The organism is Phyllobacterium sp. CCNWLW183 (genome assembly GCF_037203775.1).
In the GTDB taxonomy this organism is placed as follows: Bacteria; Pseudomonadota; Alphaproteobacteria; order Rhizobiales; family Rhizobiaceae; genus Phyllobacterium; species Phyllobacterium ifriqiyense.
Genome location: NZ_JBBCBN010000003.1, coordinates 1 through 20747, shown reverse-complemented (window position 1 = coordinate 20747; position 20747 = coordinate 1). Strand labels below are relative to the sequence as shown.

General features: G+C 54.9%; 16 protein-coding genes and 1 pseudogene. 15 read left to right on the top strand and 2 right to left on the bottom strand.

All coding sequences use genetic code 11. The features are described 5' to 3' along the window. Positions 1-21: 21 nt before the first annotated feature. Positions 22-555: an invasion associated locus B family protein gene (locus tag V9K95_RS08230; protein WP_115055148.1), complete on the bottom strand. Its 534-nt coding sequence runs from the start codon at positions 553-555 to the stop codon at positions 22-24. Beyond that, positions 555-3920 carry an autotransporter domain-containing protein gene (locus tag V9K95_RS08225; RefSeq protein WP_336440517.1) on the bottom strand — a complete coding sequence of 1122 codons (3366 nt, stop codon included), beginning with the start codon at positions 3918-3920 and terminating at the stop codon, positions 555-557. Before V9K95_RS08225 ends, V9K95_RS08230 begins: the two co-directional genes overlap by 1 nt. A 1199-nt stretch (positions 3921-5119) precedes the next feature. Here V9K95_RS08225 and V9K95_RS08220 point away from each other — a divergent pair. From V9K95_RS08220 to V9K95_RS08150, 15 genes and pseudogenes are all read left to right on the top strand, one after another. After that, a complete protein-coding gene (locus V9K95_RS08220) occupies positions 5120-6082 on the top strand; it encodes a sugar-binding transcriptional regulator (protein ID WP_370878857.1) in 963 nt (320 codons plus the stop codon). A gap of 94 nt (positions 6083-6176) precedes the next feature. Continuing rightward, positions 6177-7619 (top strand): extracellular solute-binding protein, encoded by a 1443-nt coding sequence (locus V9K95_RS08215; RefSeq protein ID WP_115055144.1) that lies wholly within the window; start codon positions 6177-6179, stop codon positions 7617-7619. A 146-nt stretch (positions 7620-7765) separates the two neighbouring features. Further along, a complete protein-coding gene (locus V9K95_RS08210) occupies positions 7766-8635 on the top strand; it encodes a carbohydrate ABC transporter permease (protein WP_115055143.1) in 870 nt (289 codons plus the stop codon). A gap of 10 nt (positions 8636-8645) precedes the next feature. After that, positions 8646-9503: a carbohydrate ABC transporter permease gene (locus V9K95_RS08205; RefSeq protein ID WP_307283147.1), complete on the top strand. Its 858-nt coding sequence runs from the start codon at positions 8646-8648 to the stop codon at positions 9501-9503. A 4-nt stretch (positions 9504-9507) separates the two neighbouring features. Then, positions 9508-10620, top strand: a complete 1113-nt coding sequence (locus tag V9K95_RS08200) for an ABC transporter ATP-binding protein (protein WP_115055141.1) — start codon at positions 9508-9510, stop codon at positions 10618-10620. Then, positions 10617-11741: an ABC transporter ATP-binding protein gene (locus V9K95_RS08195; protein WP_336440515.1), complete on the top strand. Its 1125-nt coding sequence runs from the start codon at positions 10617-10619 to the stop codon at positions 11739-11741. The genes V9K95_RS08200 and V9K95_RS08195 overlap by 4 nt, the downstream gene beginning before the upstream one ends. Next, positions 11741-13291: an FGGY-family carbohydrate kinase gene (locus tag V9K95_RS08190; protein WP_336440514.1), complete on the top strand. Its 1551-nt coding sequence runs from the start codon at positions 11741-11743 to the stop codon at positions 13289-13291. The genes V9K95_RS08195 and V9K95_RS08190 overlap by 1 nt, the downstream gene beginning before the upstream one ends. A 17-nt stretch (positions 13292-13308) precedes the next feature. Continuing rightward, positions 13309-14349: a 2-hydroxyacid dehydrogenase gene (locus V9K95_RS08185; protein WP_336440513.1), complete on the top strand. Its 1041-nt coding sequence runs from the start codon at positions 13309-13311 to the stop codon at positions 14347-14349. 10 nt (positions 14350-14359) lie between these two features. Beyond that, a complete protein-coding gene (locus V9K95_RS08180) occupies positions 14360-15034 on the top strand; it encodes a class II aldolase/adducin family protein (protein ID WP_115055260.1) in 675 nt (224 codons plus the stop codon). Further along, the gene (locus V9K95_RS08175; RefSeq protein ID WP_336440512.1) at positions 15031-16545 is read left to right on the top strand and encodes a glycerol-3-phosphate dehydrogenase; all 1515 of its coding nucleotides are present in this window, start codon (positions 15031-15033) and stop codon (positions 16543-16545) included. Before V9K95_RS08180 ends, V9K95_RS08175 begins: the two co-directional genes overlap by 4 nt. Beyond that, positions 16542-17591 carry a class II aldolase/adducin family protein gene (locus tag V9K95_RS08170; protein WP_336440511.1) on the top strand — a complete coding sequence of 350 codons (1050 nt, stop codon included), beginning with the start codon at positions 16542-16544 and terminating at the stop codon, positions 17589-17591. The genes V9K95_RS08175 and V9K95_RS08170 overlap by 4 nt, the downstream gene beginning before the upstream one ends. Beyond that, positions 17588-18868 (top strand): FGGY-family carbohydrate kinase, encoded by a 1281-nt coding sequence (locus V9K95_RS08165; RefSeq protein ID WP_336440510.1) that lies wholly within the window; start codon positions 17588-17590, stop codon positions 18866-18868. The genes V9K95_RS08170 and V9K95_RS08165 overlap by 4 nt, the downstream gene beginning before the upstream one ends. Then, positions 18865-19713, top strand: a complete 849-nt coding sequence (locus tag V9K95_RS08160; protein ID WP_336440509.1) for a TIGR01459 family HAD-type hydrolase — start codon at positions 18865-18867, stop codon at positions 19711-19713. Before V9K95_RS08165 ends, V9K95_RS08160 begins: the two co-directional genes overlap by 4 nt. Before the next feature lie 7 nt (positions 19714-19720). Beyond that, the gene (locus V9K95_RS08155; RefSeq protein ID WP_336440508.1) at positions 19721-20665 is read left to right on the top strand and encodes a sugar phosphate isomerase/epimerase family protein; all 945 of its coding nucleotides are present in this window, start codon (positions 19721-19723) and stop codon (positions 20663-20665) included. Beyond that, positions 20662-20747, top strand: a pseudogene (locus V9K95_RS08150) (triose-phosphate isomerase); the annotation flags it as partial. The gene V9K95_RS08155 and the pseudogene V9K95_RS08150, both read left to right, overlap by 4 nt.

The window sequence follows — 20747 nt, the reverse complement described above, 5'->3', positions numbered from 1 at the left end:
GATAAACCTTGGACAAACCTGCTATTGCCGCTGAAGCTCGACTGTTCGTTTGAGGGCGGTTTCGAAGCCTTTGAGCGATACCGCGAAGGTGAGGTCCTTTTCTGTATCGCTGGCAAAAACGCCGAGGTTCAAAACCTTTCCTTTACGCAACACATTGGCGGTGGCGCCGGTGAATGTCAGCGGGACAATGCAGCCTCCCGGCATACAGGTGCGGAACCGCGATGGCTTTCCCGCTGGGCTATCATCAATACGGAACGAGACACCTTTCTCAAGATAAAGGCCGAAGGGCAGGGCGAGATTGCCCTTCAGCCCGGTTTCGCCTTCGGGCGTGAATTCGAGTGTCAGAACCCGTTGGCCGTTCTTGTGCATTTGTTGTTGAAACAGGATGCAATGGCGTTTGGCCTCCCGAACCTCGCAATTCACGCTCCAGTCTTCATAGGTTTCCGCAAGAGAGGAAGGGGCGGCTGCTGGCTTGGTTGCGTCTGTCTGGGCATGAAGCGGAGTGGCAGCGAGTATACTCGCCGCCACTCCGAAAGTCAGATGCTGCAGACGCATCAGAATTTTACGCCGAGCTTCGCATCGACGGCATTCTGGGTGAGGCCGGAGCCGAACTGGCCGGTATAGCTCACGCCCAGCGTGGCCCGGTGGCTGAGCTTGAAGTCAACGCCTGCCTCGACAAGAGCCGTATCCTCGGCAATCGGTACGCCTGCTGTCGAGAAGGCATTGCCGGTAGCAAAGGCAAGTGTCGAGGATGGTGTGATATCGCCGAAGGCGTGCTGCCAGCCGAGCGTGCCGCGTATCTCGACATCCGTTGCTCCCAGCGAAAAGGGAGCCGACGCCCGTAGACCCAATGTAGTGAAGGTCGTGTCGGTTGTCTCGCTGTGCGCCCTCAGTCCGGCAATGCCGCCTGTTTCGCTGAAGCCATCGGTCTTCACGCGGACATGTGCCAGATTGGCAAAGGGCTCAAACGCGACCCTTTTTGTGTCGATCCGGTAGCCCAGTTCACCAAAGGCCTGGAATGTAGCCGCATCATAATCAGCGCTCAGATGTTCTTCGAAGCCGGAGAAAGCTGCCGTGCGAGACGTTTCGATCGAGTGCCAGCTATAGCCAAGGCCGGACCGCAAGGACACGGCACCCCAATGACCACCGCCATAGACACCGACATGATAATTATCGCTGTCGCCGGACGAGCCTCGGTCGTCCATATCGAAGCTTGAGCGGCTGTATCCTGCCATCACACCCAGACGCCAGCTTTCAGCAAGAGCAGCATCAAAGCCGGTAACAAAACCGCCGGTCGACTGGTCGAGCTTTGACGCATTGCCATTTGACTTTGTCTCGCTCCATGCACCAAATGCCTGCCCCCACGCAGCCATTAGCGGCACATCTGCCGGTGCAAGCGCCTTGGCGTCCGGGCCATAACCCATGACGGGCACATCCACTGCAGCCACATCGCCAAAGGCTGCGCGGATACGGTCATTGATGGCATTGCGCAGTTGGTGGCTGTCATTGATCAACGCCGTCTTGGTTGAGGCATGCACCTCGCCAGACAATTGATTGTAAGCAACACGGGCGTTGTCGGCACTCAAAGACGCTATCCGATTGAATAGCGCTAGTGATGGACCGCTTTGGGCAAGGCTGCCCAAGGCTCCTGCCGTGTTGTACTGATTGTCTGTCTGCGCGACTGTCTGGAATATATGGTTGATCGGACCTGGCTGTGTTGGTTTTCCCGGTCCAGGTTCACCCGGCTTGGGTTCGGTGGGGCCTCCCGGGTCGCCTGGGCCACCTGGATTGCCCGGTTCACCCGGATTGCCTGGTCCCGGGCCGGTGCTCTTGACTGCGATCTTCAGATCAACCTGGTTTGCCTTTTGATCCAGTGACACGTCCAGAAATGCTGATTTCGACACGGCTTGAGCAAATTGCCCATCAATGCCTTTCTCTGCCGTCAGTATCGTATAGGTCTGGCCGTTCTGGTAACTCGTTGCAGAATCGAGGGCATTGACCTCGACATTCACATTATTTCCGATTTGAGCTACGCCGCTGGGCCGGAAAAGCCCGATAACCGCATTTGGACCAATATCCTTGACGACGATCTTATCGCTTGTGCCGTTGCCTGCGACGTCGGCCTCATAGACCGAGCCGTCCTGAAACTCCAGCGCACCCATGACAGTCAGTGTTCCAGCCGAGTTGTTGCCTGGAGCAATTCGTGCGTTCGTTTCCAGCGTGACGGAACCAACCGTACCCGAACCCCCAAGTCGTCCGAAAAGGGTAGGATCACGATCGGCATTTTCATTGTTGGACTGGGCACCCCAAACCTGAATGTCATTGCTGTAACGCGTGAATTCGTCCGCGCCAGAGGTCGTTTTATAGGTGCGCCCCGCAATGCCATCGACAATCAACGTGCCACTTTTAACAGCGAATTTTGATTGGCTTTGCTCTCCCACATCCTGGTCAAGATTGGTCGTGTCCATATTGCTCTTGATGACAAGTTTCGCGTCCTTGCCATCCACATTGATGGTGCCATCACCGCCATTTCCGGTATAAAACTGCGAAAGATCACCTGTCACAATTGTTTCGCCCGAATAGGCGTCAATCTGACCGCCACCGGTCAGCGTGTTGGAGAACATGTATCCGCTGTTTGTATGGTTGAAGACCAGCTTGTTATTGGAAAGCGGGTCATTCACGAATTTGATGGCCGTTTCTGAATCTATCCGGCCAGCGGTTTTTGCATCGGCCAGCACGGTATTTCCGTTTTGATCTTTTTTGACGCCGCCGCCGATAAAGAGAATGCTATTGAGGCTCATCCCGCTCGTGGTTTTTACGAGCCCTCCATCCGAAACAGTGACAAATCCCTCGGCTGTCAGTTTGCCGTCAATATCGAGCAACGAGCCGTCACCGGCGACAGACAGAGAGCCCAGATCGGTCACCCTCATCGACTTGGTGGTTACAAGACCACCGCTTTCGAGGCCGATTGATCCCACATCAACCAAGATGTTTGCAGCTTCAAGACGCCCGCCATCGGAAATGATTGTTCCACCTTCACCGAAATCTGCGTCTTGAACAAATGTCTCATCGACGTGGAGGAGAGACCCTTGTCCTGTCACCTTGCTCACTGACTCAAGGAGCAACGACTTGGTCTTGACCTCGCCGCCGTTTTCAACCCTTAGTCCGCTGCGGTTTGCCATGTGACCGCTGTTCAGCCATTGGGAGCCAGCACCACTGACGAGTGCGGCGCCACCTTGCCTGTTTAAAGAAACAGTGTTGGTGATGATCTTCCCCTTGTCCAGAACTGAGATCGGATCAGTAATCGCGTCAGATCCATCAAGGCCAGTAAATTCGTTGGCGTTGAGAATTGAACCTTCGCCCGTAACGACCAGAACGCCTTGCGAACCATCGAAAATAGCGCTGCTCAATTGTAAAGAATTGACATCAACCTTGCCGCCATTCTCAATAATCAACTTGCCCTTGCCGTAGGTATTTCCCAAGCCGCCAATATAGAGGAGGTCACCCGTAAGGTTCCATTCTGCACCGGGTCCCGAAACGGTCACAACGCCGGAGTATGGATTGTCCCGGCTGCCGCCTTGGCCGATATAGCCATTTCTGCTGTAAGCTTTGACGCCCGAAATCAGCAAGTCCGCTTGAACGCCGTTGACAGTGCCCACGCGCAAATCGCCGTTGATAGCGCCATTCGTTCCGTTTGCAGATGTCCAATTATCAGCACCCGAGGCCAAAGTGCAGTTGGTAATCGCGTTGCTGCCCGTGCCTGTCGTCACGCATTGTGTCTGCGCCTGCGCTGGAGTGAAACTTGCCCCCAATATAAGTGTCGAGAGGGTCAGTCCCGAAACGATGCCTGTGCGCATGTGCGCCAAAGTTGTTGTGCTCAGGAGATTGCGTTTCAATGTTTTCGGTCTGGTAGTGCTCAAGATGCTGCCCCTCGAAGTCTGTCGAATCTACATGTGTCAGCCGGGCAACGGCATTCAGAGCAAACAACTCTTATACCGCATCCCGGCTCACTGATTCAAAGTATAGGGAAGGGGCTTGGCGTTAAGCCATTAGTGCAAGTTCACTACTGTGGATGTTTGTATGCTTTTGAAGTACGCGCTTGCGGAGGCATCCATGTAAAAAAATGGCAGGCCGCAATTCAGCGGCGGCTTGTCGCGGAAATTGTTTTCTTGAAAATTGTAGCCTTAAAACTGGTCTGGTCGCCTGCGCATGATTGCTTATCAATCGCACGCAGGCTGAGTATCTCATTTCGTCAGCCGTGCAACTTGTCATTCAAACCAATTGGCTTGCGCAAGATGCACCGGCTTTCGATGTATTCTTAGTAATAGCAACCCCAGGGACCACAACGCCGATAATAGCCTGGGTAATGATTCCGCTCGGCTGCAACTCCGAGCGCTACGCCCCCGAGAACGCCCACTGCGGCCCCAAGAGCCGCGGCATTTCCGGCCTCGTTGGATTGCCGGCGGTTTTGCTCATAACTTGCGGATACGCAACGCCGATGCGCTTTCGAACCCGATTTCAATCCGGCGGAATCACATGTTTGCTTTGCTTCCACAGCGGATTCCTGCGCAGTCTGACACCCAGCCAACATCAGTGCGATGCAGCTGATAAATATAATATTTCGCATAAGTTCCCCCAATAGCGATGTATAATAATACTTTTAACTCCCTAGTTTATGGGGCAACTCAAGGTCAACGAAGTTCGTATAGTGAAGATTTGCTATTGATTTACTTGAAAATATTCTTGTCGAATAAATGAGACTTAAATTTAAGCATTTGAGATTAATAAAGAGGCTATGCTTTTGGAGAGTGGTGATTTGTAAAGGTCATCGCATCAATATGCCAGGCTGTTTTCCGCGCCACCGCGCATCCACCAACGCTCTTTCCAAAAATTTATGTTCCGGGTGAAAGGCGCCCCGATTGTTGCGTGCATTGCGGGAAGCCCCTGAAACGCTTCGCTATTCCTTTCTAAAACGCTCTTGCATGAAGGTTGCCCAGTCCGATCCCGACTATCGGAAGGTCCAAACTCAATTTCTCTCGCTTGACAAATTTTGCAGCAAGTGAAATTATTTTCACTAAGAGATAAAAATATCAAAATTGCTCAGGGTGGAGACATGGCAATGGTGAGTGGCAGTTCTCTTCGCGAAGAAGAGTCCAGCATGGCAGCGCGCGCTGCCTGGCTCCATTACGCCGGTGGTTTGACCCAGTCCGAGGTTGCAAAGCGTCTCGGCCTAACATCGCTCAAAGCCCATCGTCTAATCATGAAGGCCAATCAGGAAGGGTTGGTAAAAGTCTATATTGATGGCGAAGTTTCAGAATGCGTCGAGCTGGAGCAAAAGCTGTCCACCCGTTACGGGCTCGATTACTGCGAAGTAGTTCCAGATTTTGATCCTGAGGAACTGCCGCTAAAGGCTCTTGGCATTGCCGGAGCTCAATTTCTTAAGCGTGAAATCGAGCGTGATGGCGAACTTCTTATTGGCATGGGGCATGGGCGGACGCTTGCGGCCTGCGTTGATTATCTGCCGCGCATAGCCAGCAACAATGTGCGTTTCGTCTCGCTGCTTGGCGGCTTGACCCGAAAGTTTTCCGCCAATCCGCACGATGTTATCCATAGGCTGGCAGAGCGTATTGGTGCAGAGGCCTATGTCATGCCTGTTCCGTTCTTTGCCAATACGGTCGAAGACATGGATGTCTTGTTCAGTCAACGCGGCGTGCGCGAAATATTCGACATGGCAAAAAGCGCCAATCTCTCAATGGTCGGTATCGGCACTGCTGAGCGCGAAGCCTCGCTGGTTTCAACGGGCATGATCGAGAAAAGCGAGATTGAGGACATTAAGAATGCGGGAGGAGCGGGAGAGCTTCTCGGCCATTTCTTCGATGATGCCGGTCAGGCGATACAGACAACCTTGTCTGATCGCACATTCACATTGAGCCGGGAGGACCTGAAAAAGCAGCGATTGATTGCCGTTGCAGGTGGCAGGATGAAGGTGCGGGCCATTCGGGCAGTGCTCGAAAGCCGGTGCCTTAACGGACTGATAACAGACGAGAAAACGGCACAACAGCTTGTCGCCAACGTTATCTGACGTATGTCGGAAAGGGTGCGGGAAATCGCATCCAGGAGGAAATACCGGTGGGGTATCCGGTCCATAATACCCGATAAAAAGGAGGAGAAGACCAATGCATGACAAGGAAAAAGACCTTATCAGCGCTTTCCTGCGCGGATCGGTTGACCGTCGCGGCCTGTTAAAGGGGCTGGGCACAATGGGCATTACTGCGGCTAGCGCCGGCACATTGATGAATATGATGTCGACCAATGCGCAGGCAGCCGATTTTGACTGGAAGAAGCATTCCGGCAAGTCTCTGAAGCTGCTTTTGAACAAGCATCCCTATGCGGATGCGATGATCGCAAATCTTCAGAATTTCAAGGATCTGACGGGTATCGACGTCAAATATGATGTATTTCCGGAAGACGTCTATTTCGACAAGGTAACGGCAGCTCTGTCATCGGGTTCGACCGAATATGATGCGTTCATGACCGGTGCCTATATGACGTGGACCTATGGTCCTGCGGGCTGGATCACCGATCTGAAGGAATGGATTAACGATCCGGAGAAAACCAATCCGAACTATGCATGGAACGACTTCCTGCCCGGCGTGAAAAACTCCTGCGCATGGAACGGGATTCCAGGCGGCGCACTTGGTTCGGAAGACGCCAAACAATGGTGTATTCCATGGGCGTTCGAACAGAACAACATCACCTATAACCGCGATATGTTTAAGAAAGCCGGAGTCGAGGTTCCGGGCAATATTGATGAGATGATCGCAACTTCTGCCAAGCTTCAAAAGGATATTGGCGGCATTTACGGCATTGGTGTGCGCGGTTCACGCTCATGGGCAACGATTCATCCGGGCTTCCTGTCCGGCTATGCCAACTTCAACCAGAAGGACCTGAACGTTTCTGCTGATGGCAAGCTTTCAGCAGCCATGAACACGGCCGAGTCAAAAGCGTACCACACCAAGTGGGTGCAGATGATTCAGGAAAGTGGCCCGAAAGATTGGTCGACCTATACCTGGTATCAGGTAGGTACAGATCTTGGTGCCGGTGCGTCGGCTATGATTTTCGATGCTGACTGCCTCGGATACTTCATGAATGGCGGCGACAACAAGATGGCCGGGAAGCTTTCTTATGCGGCGTTCACAGCCAATCCGGAAGCCAAGGCATCGACACCGAATATCTGGATCTGGTCGCTGGCCATGTCCAATTTCTCCAAGGACAAGGACGCAACCTGGTACTTCCTGCAATGGGCTTCCGGTCCAGAGCATGCATTGTTCGGCGCAACCAAGATGGACTTTGTTGATCCGGTTCGCCAATCGATCTGGAAGGATGAAATGTTCCGCGAGAAGCTGAACAGCAAATATCCGGGCTATGTCGAAATGTTTGATGCTTCTGCTGCCGGCGCAAGCATCAAGTTCACGCCGCAACCGCTCTTCTTCGACGTTACCACCGAATGGGCCTCGACGCTCCAGAAGATGGTCGCCAAGGAAGTGCCGATTGATGAGGGTCTGGACCAGCTTGCTCAGAGCATTGATCGTCAGCTCAAGGAAGCAGGCCTCGGCTGATCTTCATCCCGCCAATACCCGGCACCCAAAGTGCCGGGTATTCCGGTGCGCGACAAGCGTAATTGCCCTAAATAATAAGGAGCTTTAAATTGGCTTCACCATCCATTCCCAGAAAGCCGGCTTCAAGGTTCAGAATCAGCAGGAAGATGCTTCCCTATGTGCTGAGTCTGCCAGCATTGCTTGTCTGCATCGGTATTCTGATTCCGTTCGTCACCGCCGTCATTTATTCATTTCAGCGCTACCGGTTGAGCCAGCCATGGAGCCGCCAGTTCAACTGGGGCGAGAACTATTATAACTTTCTGTTCAATGATCCGGGCTTCTGGAACACGCTGAAAATATCGCTGCTCTATGCCGGTATCACTGTAACGTTGGAGCTTTTGCTCGGACTTGGCATTGCCTTGCTTTTGCAAAAGCGCTCCCGCGTCAATAATTTCATTTCGATCATGCTTCTCCTGCCACTGATGATTGCGCCAGCGCTCGCGGCGCTGATGTGGAAGCTGATGACCAATCCGGGTTTCGGCATTCTCAGCTATCTGGCAAGTTGGGTCGGGCTGCATAATTTCCGTTGGGCCTCATCGCCCGATACGGCGCTCCTGACGGTCGTGCTGGTCGATATCTGGGTCTATACGCCCTTTATCATGATCCTGCTTTTGGCCGGTCTGCGCTCGCTGCCGACCCAACCCTTCGAAGCTGCCGCGCTTGATGGTGTGCCGCGCACCTTCGTGTTCTTCCGCATTACCTTGCCGATGCTGACGCCCTATATTTTGACCGCGACGCTATTCCGCCTGCTCGACTCCATTCAGCAGTTCGACATCATCTATGCCATGACGCAGGGCGGCCCCGGCAACGCGCTGACGGTGTTTCAGGTCGAAGCTTACCTGAACTTCTTCCAGTCGACGAATGTTGGACGGTCAGCGGCTCTGATGGTCATCCTTTGGGCGATCACCTACCTGCTCTCCAATATCTTCATCAAGAACTGGCTGCGGCTGCGCGAACGCGCTCGCGGCGAGGCGTGAGGAGTACATTATGGAAACCACATCCACACTCGAAAAATCCCTGCGCTTCCTTGCGCTGTCGCTGGTCGTTATCTTCTTCATGTTCCCGATCCTCTGGATATTCCTTATGTCGTTCCAGACGAACGAGACCATTTTGCAGATACCGCCATCCATTGTGTTCACGCCAACACTGTCCAATTATGCAGCGCTCATTACAGGCAAGCTGACGACCTCCGCTGGTACACTTGATATTGCCTTCATGCGCAATCTCGGCAATTCGGTCTTTCTCTCGGTCACCTCGGTTGCGCTGTCTCTGGTGCTTGGCGTCCCTGCGGCCTATGCCTTTGCCCGCCACAAGTTCCGTGGCTCGGAAGATATTGCTTTCACGCTGCTGTCTTTCCGCTTCGCGCCGCCGCTTCTGGTATTGCTGCCGCTAACGCAGTATTTCCAATGGCTTGGTCTGTCGGATACTTATTTCGGTCTCATCTGGGTTTATCAGTTGATCTGCCTGCCATTGATCCTGTGGATTGTGCGCGGTTATTTCGAAGATATCTCGGCTGATGTTGAATATGCCTATCGCATAGCGGGCCACTCCTGGTTTGCCACATTCCGCAAGATCGCCTTGCCTCTGGCTGGTCCCGGCATTGCGGCAGCAGGCCTGCTCGCCTTTATTTTCGCCTGGAATAATTTCGTCTTCGCGCTGGTCCTGGCATCTGCCGATAAACAGCCGGTCACAGTTGGCGCTCTCGCCTTTGTTACCTCATCCGGGATCCAGTACGGCCAGATCGCCGCGGCCATTGTGCTTTCCGTCACTCCGACGCTCGCGCTCGCTCTTTATGCACAGCGCTACCTCGTCGAGGGGCTCTCGCTTGGCGCGGTGAAGGGATAATCCTATGACCACTTTACAACTCAAGAACATCGTCAAGCGTTACAAGACCAATACGGTCCTCGATGACCTGTCGCTTGACGTAGCAGATGGCGAGACGCTGGTCCTGTTCGGCCCGTCCGGGGCCGGAAAGACCGTCCTCCTGCGTCTCGTCGCCGGTGTGATCGATCCAGATGAGGGAAAAATCCTGATTGGCGGCGAAGACATGACCGATGTCGATGCGGAGCATCGCGGCATTGGCATGGCGTTTCAAAATTTCGCGCTATTCCCCCATATGAGCGCTCACGACAATATCGCCAGTCCTCTGACGGCAACCCGCTCTTCCGCCGAAGCGATCAAGGCGGGTGTGGGCAAAGTGGCGAAACTACTCAAGATCGACCATGTGCTGTCGCATCATCCCAAGGCGCTTTCCAACGGGCAGAAGCAACGCACTGCACTGGCCCGAGCCTTAGCTGGTTCGCCGCCGCTGCTATTGCTGGATGACCCTTTGCGCAATGTCGATGCGAAGCTCCGCTTTGAGATGCGGCTGGAACTGCCGCGTCTTCTCGCTTCGCAAGGCGCGACAGTTGTCTATGTGACGCAGGACTATAAAGAAGCCATGGCACTTGGTGACCGCATTGCAGTCATGGCCAATGGCAAAATTCGCCAGATCGGAACGCCGGAGGAGATCTATAATGCGCCTGCCGATATCGGGATTGCCAGCCTGTTCGGCGACCCGACGATCAACCTCCTTGATGTCGTGCCGCAAAAAGATGCTGGTGGCATTTATGTTGAGATTTCCAAGGTGCGCGTCCCTCTGCCGGGTATGCCGGATAATGTTGTGGGACAAGCTTGCGTCATTGGCATCCGGCCAGAATCAATCACCTTTGCCAAGGACACGGTGAAGGGTGCCGTTCCCATTGAGGTCGAGGCTGAAACCCCGCTGAATGAAAAGACTGTCACGCTGGTCGTAACAGTGGGCAAGCGCGAGCTTTTGGTTTCCCGTCCTGCGGGAACACCAGGCCCCGTATCAGGGCCCGCTTTTATCCTTATCGACGGCAAAACCACATTTCTTTTCGACAAGGCCAGCGGCGCATTGATCCGCAAGGCAGGCACGACAGAGCAGGGAGTGGCAGCATGAGTGATACTGCTCTGTTGATCAAAAATGTCGACAAATTCTATGGTCCTATCGATCCTGGTGTGCATGCGGTTCGCAACATCAGCATGGATGTGAAGAAGGGAGAGATTATCGCTCTCCTTGGCTCATCCGGTTGCGGCAAGACATCGACATTGCGCATGGTTGCCGGTTTTGAAGCTGTATCGCGCGGTACCATTTCGCTGAAAGGCCGCGAGGTTCAAACCTTCGCCCCGGTCCGGCGCAATGTTGCCATGGCCTTTGAAGGCTATTCGCTCTATCCGCCTTTGACAGTGAAGGAAAATATCGCCTTCGCGTTGAAGTCTTCTAAGCTCTCGCAGTCTGTTGTCGAAGAGAAGGTCGCCTATATCGCCAAGCTTCTGGAGATCGAGGATATTCTTGGGCGTTATCCAAGTTCAATTTCCGGTGGTCAGCAGCAGCGCGCCTCCCTTGGTCGTGCCTTGATCCGTGATGCCGATCTGCATTTGCTTGATGAACCAATGGGACAGCTGGAGCCGCAATTGCGGGCGGTGCTGCGTGGCCGTATCAAGCACTATATCAAGGAGCGGGGACTAACCGCCATCCTCGTGACCCACGACCAGACCGAGGCGAATGCGCTTGCAGATCGTATTGCCGTCATGGAGGGCGGTGAGTTGCAGCAATTCGATACACCGCAAATGATCAAGGAGCGACCGGCCAATCTGTTCACCGGCACCTTTGTCGGTGAGCCGCCCATGAATGTCTTCGAGGCGACGGTCTCGAACAGTGACACCAGGATTACTTTCGGTCTTAATCAAGGTGTGAAGCTGGAATATGCCGCTTCTGACTTTTCGCCAGCCGTGCGCGAAGAGTTGAAAAAACACCAAAAAGTCGTTGTTGGCATTCGGCCCTATGCGGTTCGCCGTAGCGAAGGCGGCGTTCATGCACGTGTTTCGGTCAATCAATGGCTGGGCGACCAGACCCATATTGCGGCAGACTTTGCCGGTGGATCGTTGGTACTGGTCGAGCATGATCGGACGGATGTGGCAATCGGCGATACGATTGCGGTTCGTCTCGATCCGGCCAGCCTGCATGTATTCAACGGCGAAACCGGCGTCGCTATCAGTCACGGTCAGGAGCTTGCGTGATGACACGCGATATCCTCATAGGGATTGATGCGGGAACCTCCGTCATCAAATCCGTGGCCTTCGATCTTGCCGGTCGTCAGATCGCATTTGCCTCTACCCCCAATAGCTATGAGACTATCGGCAGGGCAGGCGTTGTGCAGGATCTGGCACGCACTTGGGCCGATGCAGCCAAGACGCTGCTTGAACTTGCTGGGAAGGTTGAAAATCTGGCCAGTCGCACTGTGGCTGTCTCGGTAACGGGACAGGGCGATGGGACATGGATGATCGACAAGAATGGCGAGGCTGTTGGCAAGGGCTGGTTGTGGCTTGATGCGCGTGCCGGTAATGTAGTTGACAATCTGCGCAAGGAACGCGGCGATCTTGGCCGCTTCACCCATACTGGCAGCGGGCTTGCCGCCTGCCAGCAGGGTTCGCAATTGCGCTGGATGATGAATGAGGCTCCGGAGCTTTATGCCGGTGCGACCACGGCGTTCCATTGCAAGGACTGGCTCTATTTCAAATTAACCGGCAAGCGCGCCACCGATCCGTCGGAGGCCGTGTTCACCTTTGGCGATTATCGCACGCGCGCCTATTCAGACAGCGTGATTGACTTTCTGGGGCTGGAGAACCTCAAATATCTTCTGCCGGAAATCGTCGATGGCTCTACAACCCATCATAAGCTTGAAGGCGAGGCAGCACGAAGCACGGGCTTGCTGGAAGGCACGCCTGTCGTTCTGGGCTATGTGGACGTGGCGTGCACCGCGCTTGGTGCTGGGCTTTATGAACCGGGGACAGATACGGGATGCTCGATCATCGGGTCGACCGGCATGCATATGCGCCTTGCGACCAGCCCCGACGATGTGCAGCTGAACCGTGATCTGACGGGGTATACAATGTGTATGCCGATCCCTGGAATATATGCGCAGATGCAGTCCAATATGGCGGCAACCCTTAATATTGATTGGGTATTGTCTGTCGCCGGCGACCTTTTCAAAAGTGTCGGGATTGAGAAGTCGAAAACGGAATTGCTCGCTTATGTGGAGACCTGGCTCGCCGATGCGACAGCCGCTTCGGTCATTTATCACCCCTATATTTCCGATGCGGGTGAGCGGGGTCCCTTTGTTGACGCGACAGCCCGTGCTTCCTTCATAGGTCTTTCTTCGAGCCATCGGTTCGGCGATCTTGTGCGCTCTGTGTTTGATGGTTTGGCGCTGGCTGCCCGCGATTGCTACTCGGCGATGGGACCTTTGCCAAAGCGGGTTCGAATAACGGGCGGCGCGGCGCGCAGTGCTTCGCTGCGCAAAATTTTGGGCGGGGCTCTCGGTGCTTCGGTACAGACCAGCGAGCGTGAGGAGGCAGGAGCCGCAGGTGCGGCCATGATCGCAGCCGTATCACTTGGTATTTATGGCTCAATGGCAGATTGCGTCAAAGATTGGGTAACGCCTTTCCAGCGCCAGCCGGAAGCTGCCGATGAAGAACTGTCCCTGATTTATGAAAAGGCTTTCCCGGCCTATCGCCAGTCAAGGCTGGCGCTGCAACCGACATGGCACATGCTAGCCAGCAGCAATTGACGAATAGGAAGACCGCAATGACCAAGAAAATAGCCATTATCGGCGACAGGTTCATGCTCCCGGAAGTGTTCCGGGAAAAGATCGTGGAGCTATGTGGTGACGAGCACGATATTCGCACGCTGCAACAGCCCTGGCCGGATGTTCCAATGGAACATGGCTACGCGGTCAAGGGCATGGACGGGCTGAAGGAATATCTGGGTGATCCTGATGAGGTTGTCGAGTTCATCGGCGATGCCGAGCTTTTCATCACCCAGCTCGCTCCCATGTCTGCGGGTATGCTGGAGCGTCTTCCGGATTTGAAGTTTGTCGCGGTTTCTCGCGGTGGTCCGGTTAATATCGATATGAAGGCGGCCCGCGATGCGGGTGTCCTTGTCGTCAATACGCCAGGTCGCAATGCCAGCGCCGTTGCCGAATTTACTCTTGGCGCAATATTAGCCGAAACACGGCTTATCCGCAGCGGCCATGAATCCCTGCGCAAGGGTGAGTGGCGCGGCGAGTTGTACCGCGCTGACAAGACTGGTCGTGAGCTTTCCGAAATGACTGTCGGCGTTATCGGTTATGGCAATATAGGCACAAAGGTCGTGCGGTTGTTGCGGGCTTTCGGCACCAAAGTTCTGGTGCACGATCCCTATGTCCAGCTATCGGCTGATGACCGCAATGCGGGCGTTGAGCATGTAGCACTGGATGATCTGCTCTCCCATTCTGATGTTGTAACCCTCCACCCGCGTGTGACGGAAGAAACTAAAGGCATCATGAATGCCGAGGCCTTTGCCAAGATGAAGCAGGGGGCGATTTTTGTGAATACTGCGCGCGGCCCGCTGGTTGATTATGATGCGCTGTATGAAGCGCTCACCAGTGGCCATCTTGGCAGTGCAATGCTCGAAACATTTGCCGTGGAGCCGGTTCCAGCCGATTGGCCACTGCTGCAACTGCCCAATGTAACGCTCACGCCGCATATTGCAGGCGCATCCGTGCGCACGGTCACCTATGCGGCTGAAATGGCCGCAGAGGAGGTGCGGCGCTATATAGCTGGCCTGCCTCCGGTCAATCCCTGCTGAGGCCGTCATGATGCAAGAATTGAAACTCAGACAATCGATTATCGACCATTGCCGCCAGATGAATGCAGCCGGCATAAATCAAGGCACGTCCGGCAATATCAGTGTGCGCTTTGAAAATCGCATGCTCATTACGCCATCTGCCGTTCCTTATGATGAGATGACGCCGGACATGATCGCCTCCATGCCGCTTGATGGCGAGTATGGCTCTTGGCAAGGCCCAAAGAAACCTTCCACCGAATGGCGCTTTCACCTTGATATTTTGCGCACACGGCCTGAAATCAATGCGGTCGTTCATACCCACGCGACGTTTTCGACGATCCTTGCCATCGCCCATAAATCAATTCCGGCATGCCACTATATGGTTGCGGCATTTGGCGGCGACGATATCAGGCTGTGTGACTATGCCCGCTATGGCACAAAAGAGCTGTCCGATAATGTGTTGAAGGCATTGAAAGATCGCACTGCCTGCCTGATGGCCAATCACGGTATGATTGCAACGGGTAGCAGCCTTGAAAAGGCTATGTGGGCGGCTGTCGAGCTGGAAACAATCGCCAAGCAATATTACCACGCGCTGCTTTTGGGCGGAGCCGTCATTCTGCCTCCAGAAGAGATCGAAGGTGTCCGTCGCGGCTTTGCGAGCTATGGACTTCAGGACAAGCCTTCACCGCAGGGGGCAGAACATTGAACAAAGGCACGGATATCTACGATCTGTTCATTATCGGCGGCGGTGTCAACGGTGCGGGTATTGCGCGCGACGCAGCAGGCCGTGGTCTATCAGTCATCCTTTGTGAAAAAGATGATCTCGCCCAAGGCACAAGTTCGCGCTCCGGCAAGCTTGTCCATGGTGGGCTGCGTTACCTCGAATATTACGAATTCCGGCTGGTGCGCGAGGCGCTGATCGAGCGCGAGGTCCTGCTCGAATCCGCTCCGCATATTATCTGGCCAATGCGCTTTGTCTTGCCGCATAATCCGGCGGATCGTCCAGCCTGGCTCGTGCGTCTCGGCCTGTTCCTTTACGATCATCTTGGCGGGCGCAAACGCTTGCCGGGAACGCGCACGCTAAATTTGAAGACTGCGCCGGAAGGTGCGCCGTTGAAAGACGAGTATGGCAAGGCGTTCGAATATTCCGATTGCTGGGTAGATGATGCGCGGCTGGTGCTTTTGAATGCGCTCGATGCCGCTAGCCGCGGCGCTGAAATCCATACCCGAACCGCATGCAGCTCGATCCGCCGCGAAGAGGGTATCTGGATCGTTGAAATGACCGACACGGCTTCGGGCACCAAAAGAACCGTGAAGGCGCGCTGCGTGGTGAATACCGCCGGTCCATGGGTCAATGACATTATCCGGCGCGTGGCAGGCTTGAACTCCAGCCGCAGTGTCCGGCTGGTCAAGGGCAGCCACATTATTGTACCGAAATTCTGGGAAGGACGGCAGGCCTATCTGGTCCAGAACCCGGACAAACGGGTTATCTTCATCAATCCATATGAAAATGATCTGGCGTTGATCGGCACCACGGATATTCCTTATGAAGGGCATCCGGAAGATGTGGCGGCCGACAGCAATGAAATCGACTATCTGCTGAAATCCGTAAACCGCTATTTCAAGCAGCAATTGGTGCCTGCCGATATTGTCCATAGCTTTTCCGGTGTGCGTCCGCTCTATGATGACAGTGCGGAAAACCCCAGCGCCGTTACCCGAGACTATATTTTTGAAGTCGATGCAGGCAACAACAAGGCACCGCTTCTTTCGGTGTTCGGCGGCAAGATCACAACATTCCGCAAGCTTTCCGAACATGCGCTTGACCGCCTGAAGCCATTTTTCCCCAATATGCGCCCGGGGTGGACTGCCAAGGCGCAGCTTCCGGGAGGCGACATGGCGAATGCGGATTTCGAACAGTTTCTGGGTGATATGCGGGCCAAATATCCCTGGCTGCCCTTTGATCTCGCCAAGCACTACGCCCGGCTTTACGGCACGCGCATGCATGACCTGCTTGGCTCGGCGCGATCTGTTTCAGATCTGGGCACACGGTTCAGCAAGCTTTTGTATGAGCGGGAAGCGCAGTTCTTGCGCACAACGGAATGGGCGCTTTGGCCAGAGGATGTTCTGGAGCGGCGCACCAAACACGGCTTGCACATGACTGAGGAAGAGCGCGTGGTTTTCACGAATTGGTGGACAAGCCAGCAGGTGGCGGCATGAGAAGCGCGGAGTTTGAAGCCCTGCTCGACCTATCGGCCCGTATTGGTGCCGATCCGGCGCTGGTACAAGCGGCAGGCGGCAACACATCCATCAAAGAAGGTGGCACGCTCTGGATCAAGGCGTCCGGCCTCTGGCTGATGAATGCGCGAAATCCCGATATTATGGTGCCTGTCGCGCTGGACCCTTTGCTGGATGCGCTGGGCCGCTATGATCCTTCTGCCGAGAAAGCGCAGGATTATGTGATTGCCGAACGCAATCCCTCCGGCCTGCGCCCATCGATTGAAACCACCGTCCATGCGCTTATGCCGCAAAAGGTGGTGGTGCATGTTCATTGCGTCGAGACCATTGCCTTGGCTGTTCAGGCCGATGGGCCAGCCTTGGTTGCCTCGCGTCTGGGCGATATTCCTTATGCATTCGTGCCCTATGCCCGCCCGGGATTGCCGCTGGCCCGAGCCATAGCCGAACGTCTGGAAGAAGACACATGTGTTCTCATTTTGGGCAATCATGGTCTCGCGGTTGCGGCCGAAACAGTCGATGAAGCGGAGGTCCTGCTTCATCGGGTCTCCCGCCTTTTGTCTGTCACGCCGCGTCAGGCACCGGACGCGGATATTGCCGCACTGCAACGCCTTGCAGTCAATAGTCAGTACAGGCTTCCCGAGGATGCATCGATTCACCGCGTTGCGACTGATCTGACCAGTTGCCTGATCGCGGCAGGTGGCAGTCTCTATCCGGACCATGTCATCTTTTTGGGGAAAGGTTCGGTGATCGCCTCGCCAACGGATACCGCTTTGACCATCGAAGAGAAACAGCAAGAGGGCATGGCGCTGCCGCCCGCGATCCTGTTCCCCGGCAGGGGCGTTCTGGTGTTGAAAGAAGCAACATCAGGGGCTCTTGCCATGGCGCGCTGCCTTGCGGACGTTACCTCCCGGATTCCGCAAGGCGCGCGTCTGAATTACCTGACAGATGAGGAAAATGCCGAGCTCCTTGGCTGGGATGCGGAGAAATACCGGCAAACACTCAATCGTGCAGGTCAGGCATTGCAATGACAGGTGAAGCACTGTTCATCGGCATTGATATAGGCACTTCCGGCGCGCGCGCTGTGGTGATGACTGCCTCGTTTGACGTTGTTGCCAGCGCTTCAGCCCGTCTGGACGCCTTCTCGCCAAATCACCGCGATCCTGCGGCTTGGTGGTCTGCTGTCCAATCGGCGCTGTCACAGGTGCTCGTGTCGGTTGAACGCAAACAGATCCGCGCGATTAGTATAGACGGTACTTCCGGCACAGTAATGCCGGTCGATGCCAGCGGCGCGCCTCTGGCTGAGCCATTAATGTATAATGATCCGGTGTCAGACCGAGCTATTCTCGACGCGATTGCGGCCAATGCGCCTGAATCCAGCGCAGCGCATGGAGCCACTTCCGGCCTTGCCAAGCTTATGCATTTTCAAACCATCCGCAGTGTTTCGCATATTATCCATCAGGCCGACTGGCTTTCAGGGCATTTCACCGGCCTTTACAATGTCTCCGACGAAAACAACGCGTTGAAAACGGGCTATGATCCTATCGAACGGCGGTGGCCGCTCTGGATAGGCAGTACCGGTACCCATATGGAAATGCTGCCGCATGTTCTGCCGGCGGGTTCGCCGATTTCGATCATCTCTGCGCAAGCAGCTGCCGCATTTGACTTGCCTCCATCGGTGGTCATCGTTGCGGGAACGACGGATGGTTGTGCGTCTTTTCTGGCGACAGGCGCTGATCAGCCCGGCGATGGCGTTACCGCGCTTGGCACAACATTGACGGTCAAAGTGCTCTCGGATCGTCCTCTATTTGCGCCCGAGTTCGGGCTCTATAGCCACCGCATTGGCGATATGTGGCTGGCTGGCGGCGCGTCCAATACGGGCGGCAATGTGCTGGCGCATTATTTCGATAATGCGCAGATAGAAAGGCTCTCCGCCAGCATCGACCCGGCAACGGACGCTGGCCTTGATTATTATCCGCTGCTGCGTGATGGCGAGCGTTTCCCCATCAATGATCCTGCGATGAAACCGCGTATGGAACCGCGTCCTGACAGTGATGCGCAGTTCCTTAAAGCAATCTTTGAAGGCATCGCAAATATTGAGCACATGGCTTATGGACGCCTGGCGGGACTTGGCGCACCCGAGCTTCGCTCGGTTCGTAGTGTCGGTGGTGGTGCGAAGAATGTTGTCTGGTCCGCCATTCGCGCCCGCAAGCTTGGCGTTCCCATGCCGCCCGTCCTGTCGGAAGAAGCGGCAGCGGGTGCGGCACGGCTTGCGATTCAGGGCGCAAAATCGGCGGGTGTTCTATGACACAGCCAACACAATTATCTGGTCTACGTGATCTGCAAGGGCGTTTTGACGCTTTCCTCATCGACCAGTTTGGTGTGCTTCGCGATGGCCGCGGACCCTATCCCAATGCGGATTCAACGCTTGCCGCCCTGAAGCAGACCGGCGTTCGGATCATCATCCTTTCCAATTCGGGAAAGCGCTCCGCTGAAAATGACCGGCGTCTGGCAAAAATAGGCTTTGACCCTGCAAGTTGGGACTGGTTCCTCACATCTGGTGAGGTGGCGTGGCAGATGCTGGCCGCTGAAGCAACAAAAGCACAGGGTGGGCCCGCTCGCCGCTGCCTGCTTATCAGCCGTGATGGCGATACGTCGCCGCTGGGAGGCCTTGATCTGGAACGCACGGCAACTGGCGAGAATGCGGATATTGTTCTGATCGCTGCCAGTGAAGGGGATATCCATGATCTGGATTATTACCGGAACTTGCTGGAACCGGCAGCAAGACGTGGCGTTTCATGTCTCTGCACCAACCCGGATAAGATCATGCTGACAGCTGAAGGCACTGCCTTTGGCGCTGGCCGCATTGCGGAGCTTTATCAGGAACTGGGTGGCACAGTGCGCTGGATAGGCAAACCTTTCGCCGATATTTATGCCGCTGCCATAGACTTTCTCGGTCATCCGAACCCAGAGCGGGTCTGTTGCATCGGTGACAGTATAGAGCATGACGTTGCCGGGGCCGCCGGGGCTGGACTGAAATCCGTGCTGGTCAAGACCGGCATATTGGCTGGTTCAAACACGCAACAGCTGCAGAGCCTTTTTGCTGAACATGGCGCATCGCCTGATTACACGATTGACCGCTTTATCTGGTAGGAGACTAATGGCTTTCACCCTCTCGCTCAACACCAATCCTTTGGTGAACCGCTTCGCTGAAGCCGATGATCTGATTGATACAATCGCAGAAAAAATTCGCATCGGTTATGTGCAGCTGACGCACGAATTCATCAATCCATCTTGGCCGCAACCGACAATCTCCAAACATGTAAAGCAGTTCCAGAAAGCGCTCTCGCGCACGGGTGTGAAGGTCACGTCGGGTATGACAGGGCCCTATGGGCGTCTCAATCATTTTGGTCATCCAGATGCGGATGTCCGGCAATATTATGTGGACTGGTTCAAGACATTTGCGAATATCTCTGCTGATCTTGGCGCGGCGTCGCTCGGCACGCAGTTCGCAATCTTTACCCATAAGGATTATGACGACCCGGCCCGCCGTGAAGATCTGATGAAAATCGCCATTGATTGCTGGCGGGATGTGGCAGCGCATGCAAAGGCTGCCGGCCTTACCTATCTCTTTTGGGAGCCCATGTCGGTCGGGCGCGAATTTGGCCACACGATCGCGGCTTGCCGTGAGCTTCATGATCGCTTGCAAGCATCAGACTTGCCAATTCCCCTTCTGATGATGGTTGATATCGATCATGGCGATGTCACATCGAGCAATCCTGCCGATATTGATCCCTATGCCTGGGCGGAAGCTTTCCCCAAGGAATCCCCGATCATCCACATCAAGCAATCTTCAATGAACAAGGGTGGTCATTGGCCGTTTATCGCTGCGCATAACAAGGATGGCCGGATCACACCGGAAAAATTCCTTGAAACGGTGCGTCGGGGCGGCGGCACGGATAATGAAATCTGCCTTGAACTATCGTTTCGCGAGCGCGAACCAACCGACCATATGGTGGTGGATATGATCCGCGAGTCCGTAGAGTTCTGGGAGCCCTATATTGACACGGGGTTCAATGGAGCAAACTCGGGAAAAGTGAAATGAGCGATTTCTGGATTGGCACGAGTTTCAAGATGAACAAGACGCTGGCGGAGGCTTTGGCCTTTGCCGAAGCTCTTGCTGCCGG

What these genes read in the sequence shown, in the direction of transcription:
- V9K95_RS08230 (WP_115055148.1), bottom strand. Translation starts at nt 555, where the DNA reads ATGCGTCTGCAGCATCTGACTTTCGGAGTGGCGGCGAGTATACTCGCT.
- V9K95_RS08220 (WP_370878857.1), top strand. Translation starts at nt 5,120, where the DNA reads ATGGTGAGTGGCAGTTCTCTTCGCGAAGAAGAGTCCAGCATGGCAGCG.
- V9K95_RS08215 (WP_115055144.1), top strand. Translation starts at nt 6,177, where the DNA reads ATGCATGACAAGGAAAAAGACCTTATCAGCGCTTTCCTGCGCGGATCG.
- V9K95_RS08210 (WP_115055143.1), top strand. Translation starts at nt 7,766, where the DNA reads ATGCTTCCCTATGTGCTGAGTCTGCCAGCATTGCTTGTCTGCATCGGT.
- V9K95_RS08205 (WP_307283147.1), top strand. Translation starts at nt 8,646, where the DNA reads ATGGAAACCACATCCACACTCGAAAAATCCCTGCGCTTCCTTGCGCTG.
- V9K95_RS08200 (WP_115055141.1), top strand. Translation starts at nt 9,508, where the DNA reads ATGACCACTTTACAACTCAAGAACATCGTCAAGCGTTACAAGACCAAT.
- V9K95_RS08195 (WP_336440515.1), top strand. Translation starts at nt 10,617, where the DNA reads ATGAGTGATACTGCTCTGTTGATCAAAAATGTCGACAAATTCTATGGT.
- V9K95_RS08190 (WP_336440514.1), top strand. Translation starts at nt 11,741, where the DNA reads ATGACACGCGATATCCTCATAGGGATTGATGCGGGAACCTCCGTCATC.
- V9K95_RS08185 (WP_336440513.1), top strand. Translation starts at nt 13,309, where the DNA reads ATGACCAAGAAAATAGCCATTATCGGCGACAGGTTCATGCTCCCGGAA.
- V9K95_RS08180 (WP_115055260.1), top strand. Translation starts at nt 14,360, where the DNA reads ATGCAAGAATTGAAACTCAGACAATCGATTATCGACCATTGCCGCCAG.
- V9K95_RS08170 (WP_336440511.1), top strand. Translation starts at nt 16,542, where the DNA reads ATGAGAAGCGCGGAGTTTGAAGCCCTGCTCGACCTATCGGCCCGTATT.
- V9K95_RS08165 (WP_336440510.1), top strand. Translation starts at nt 17,588, where the DNA reads ATGACAGGTGAAGCACTGTTCATCGGCATTGATATAGGCACTTCCGGC.
- V9K95_RS08160 (WP_336440509.1), top strand. Translation starts at nt 18,865, where the DNA reads ATGACACAGCCAACACAATTATCTGGTCTACGTGATCTGCAAGGGCGT.
- V9K95_RS08155 (WP_336440508.1), top strand. Translation starts at nt 19,721, where the DNA reads ATGGCTTTCACCCTCTCGCTCAACACCAATCCTTTGGTGAACCGCTTC.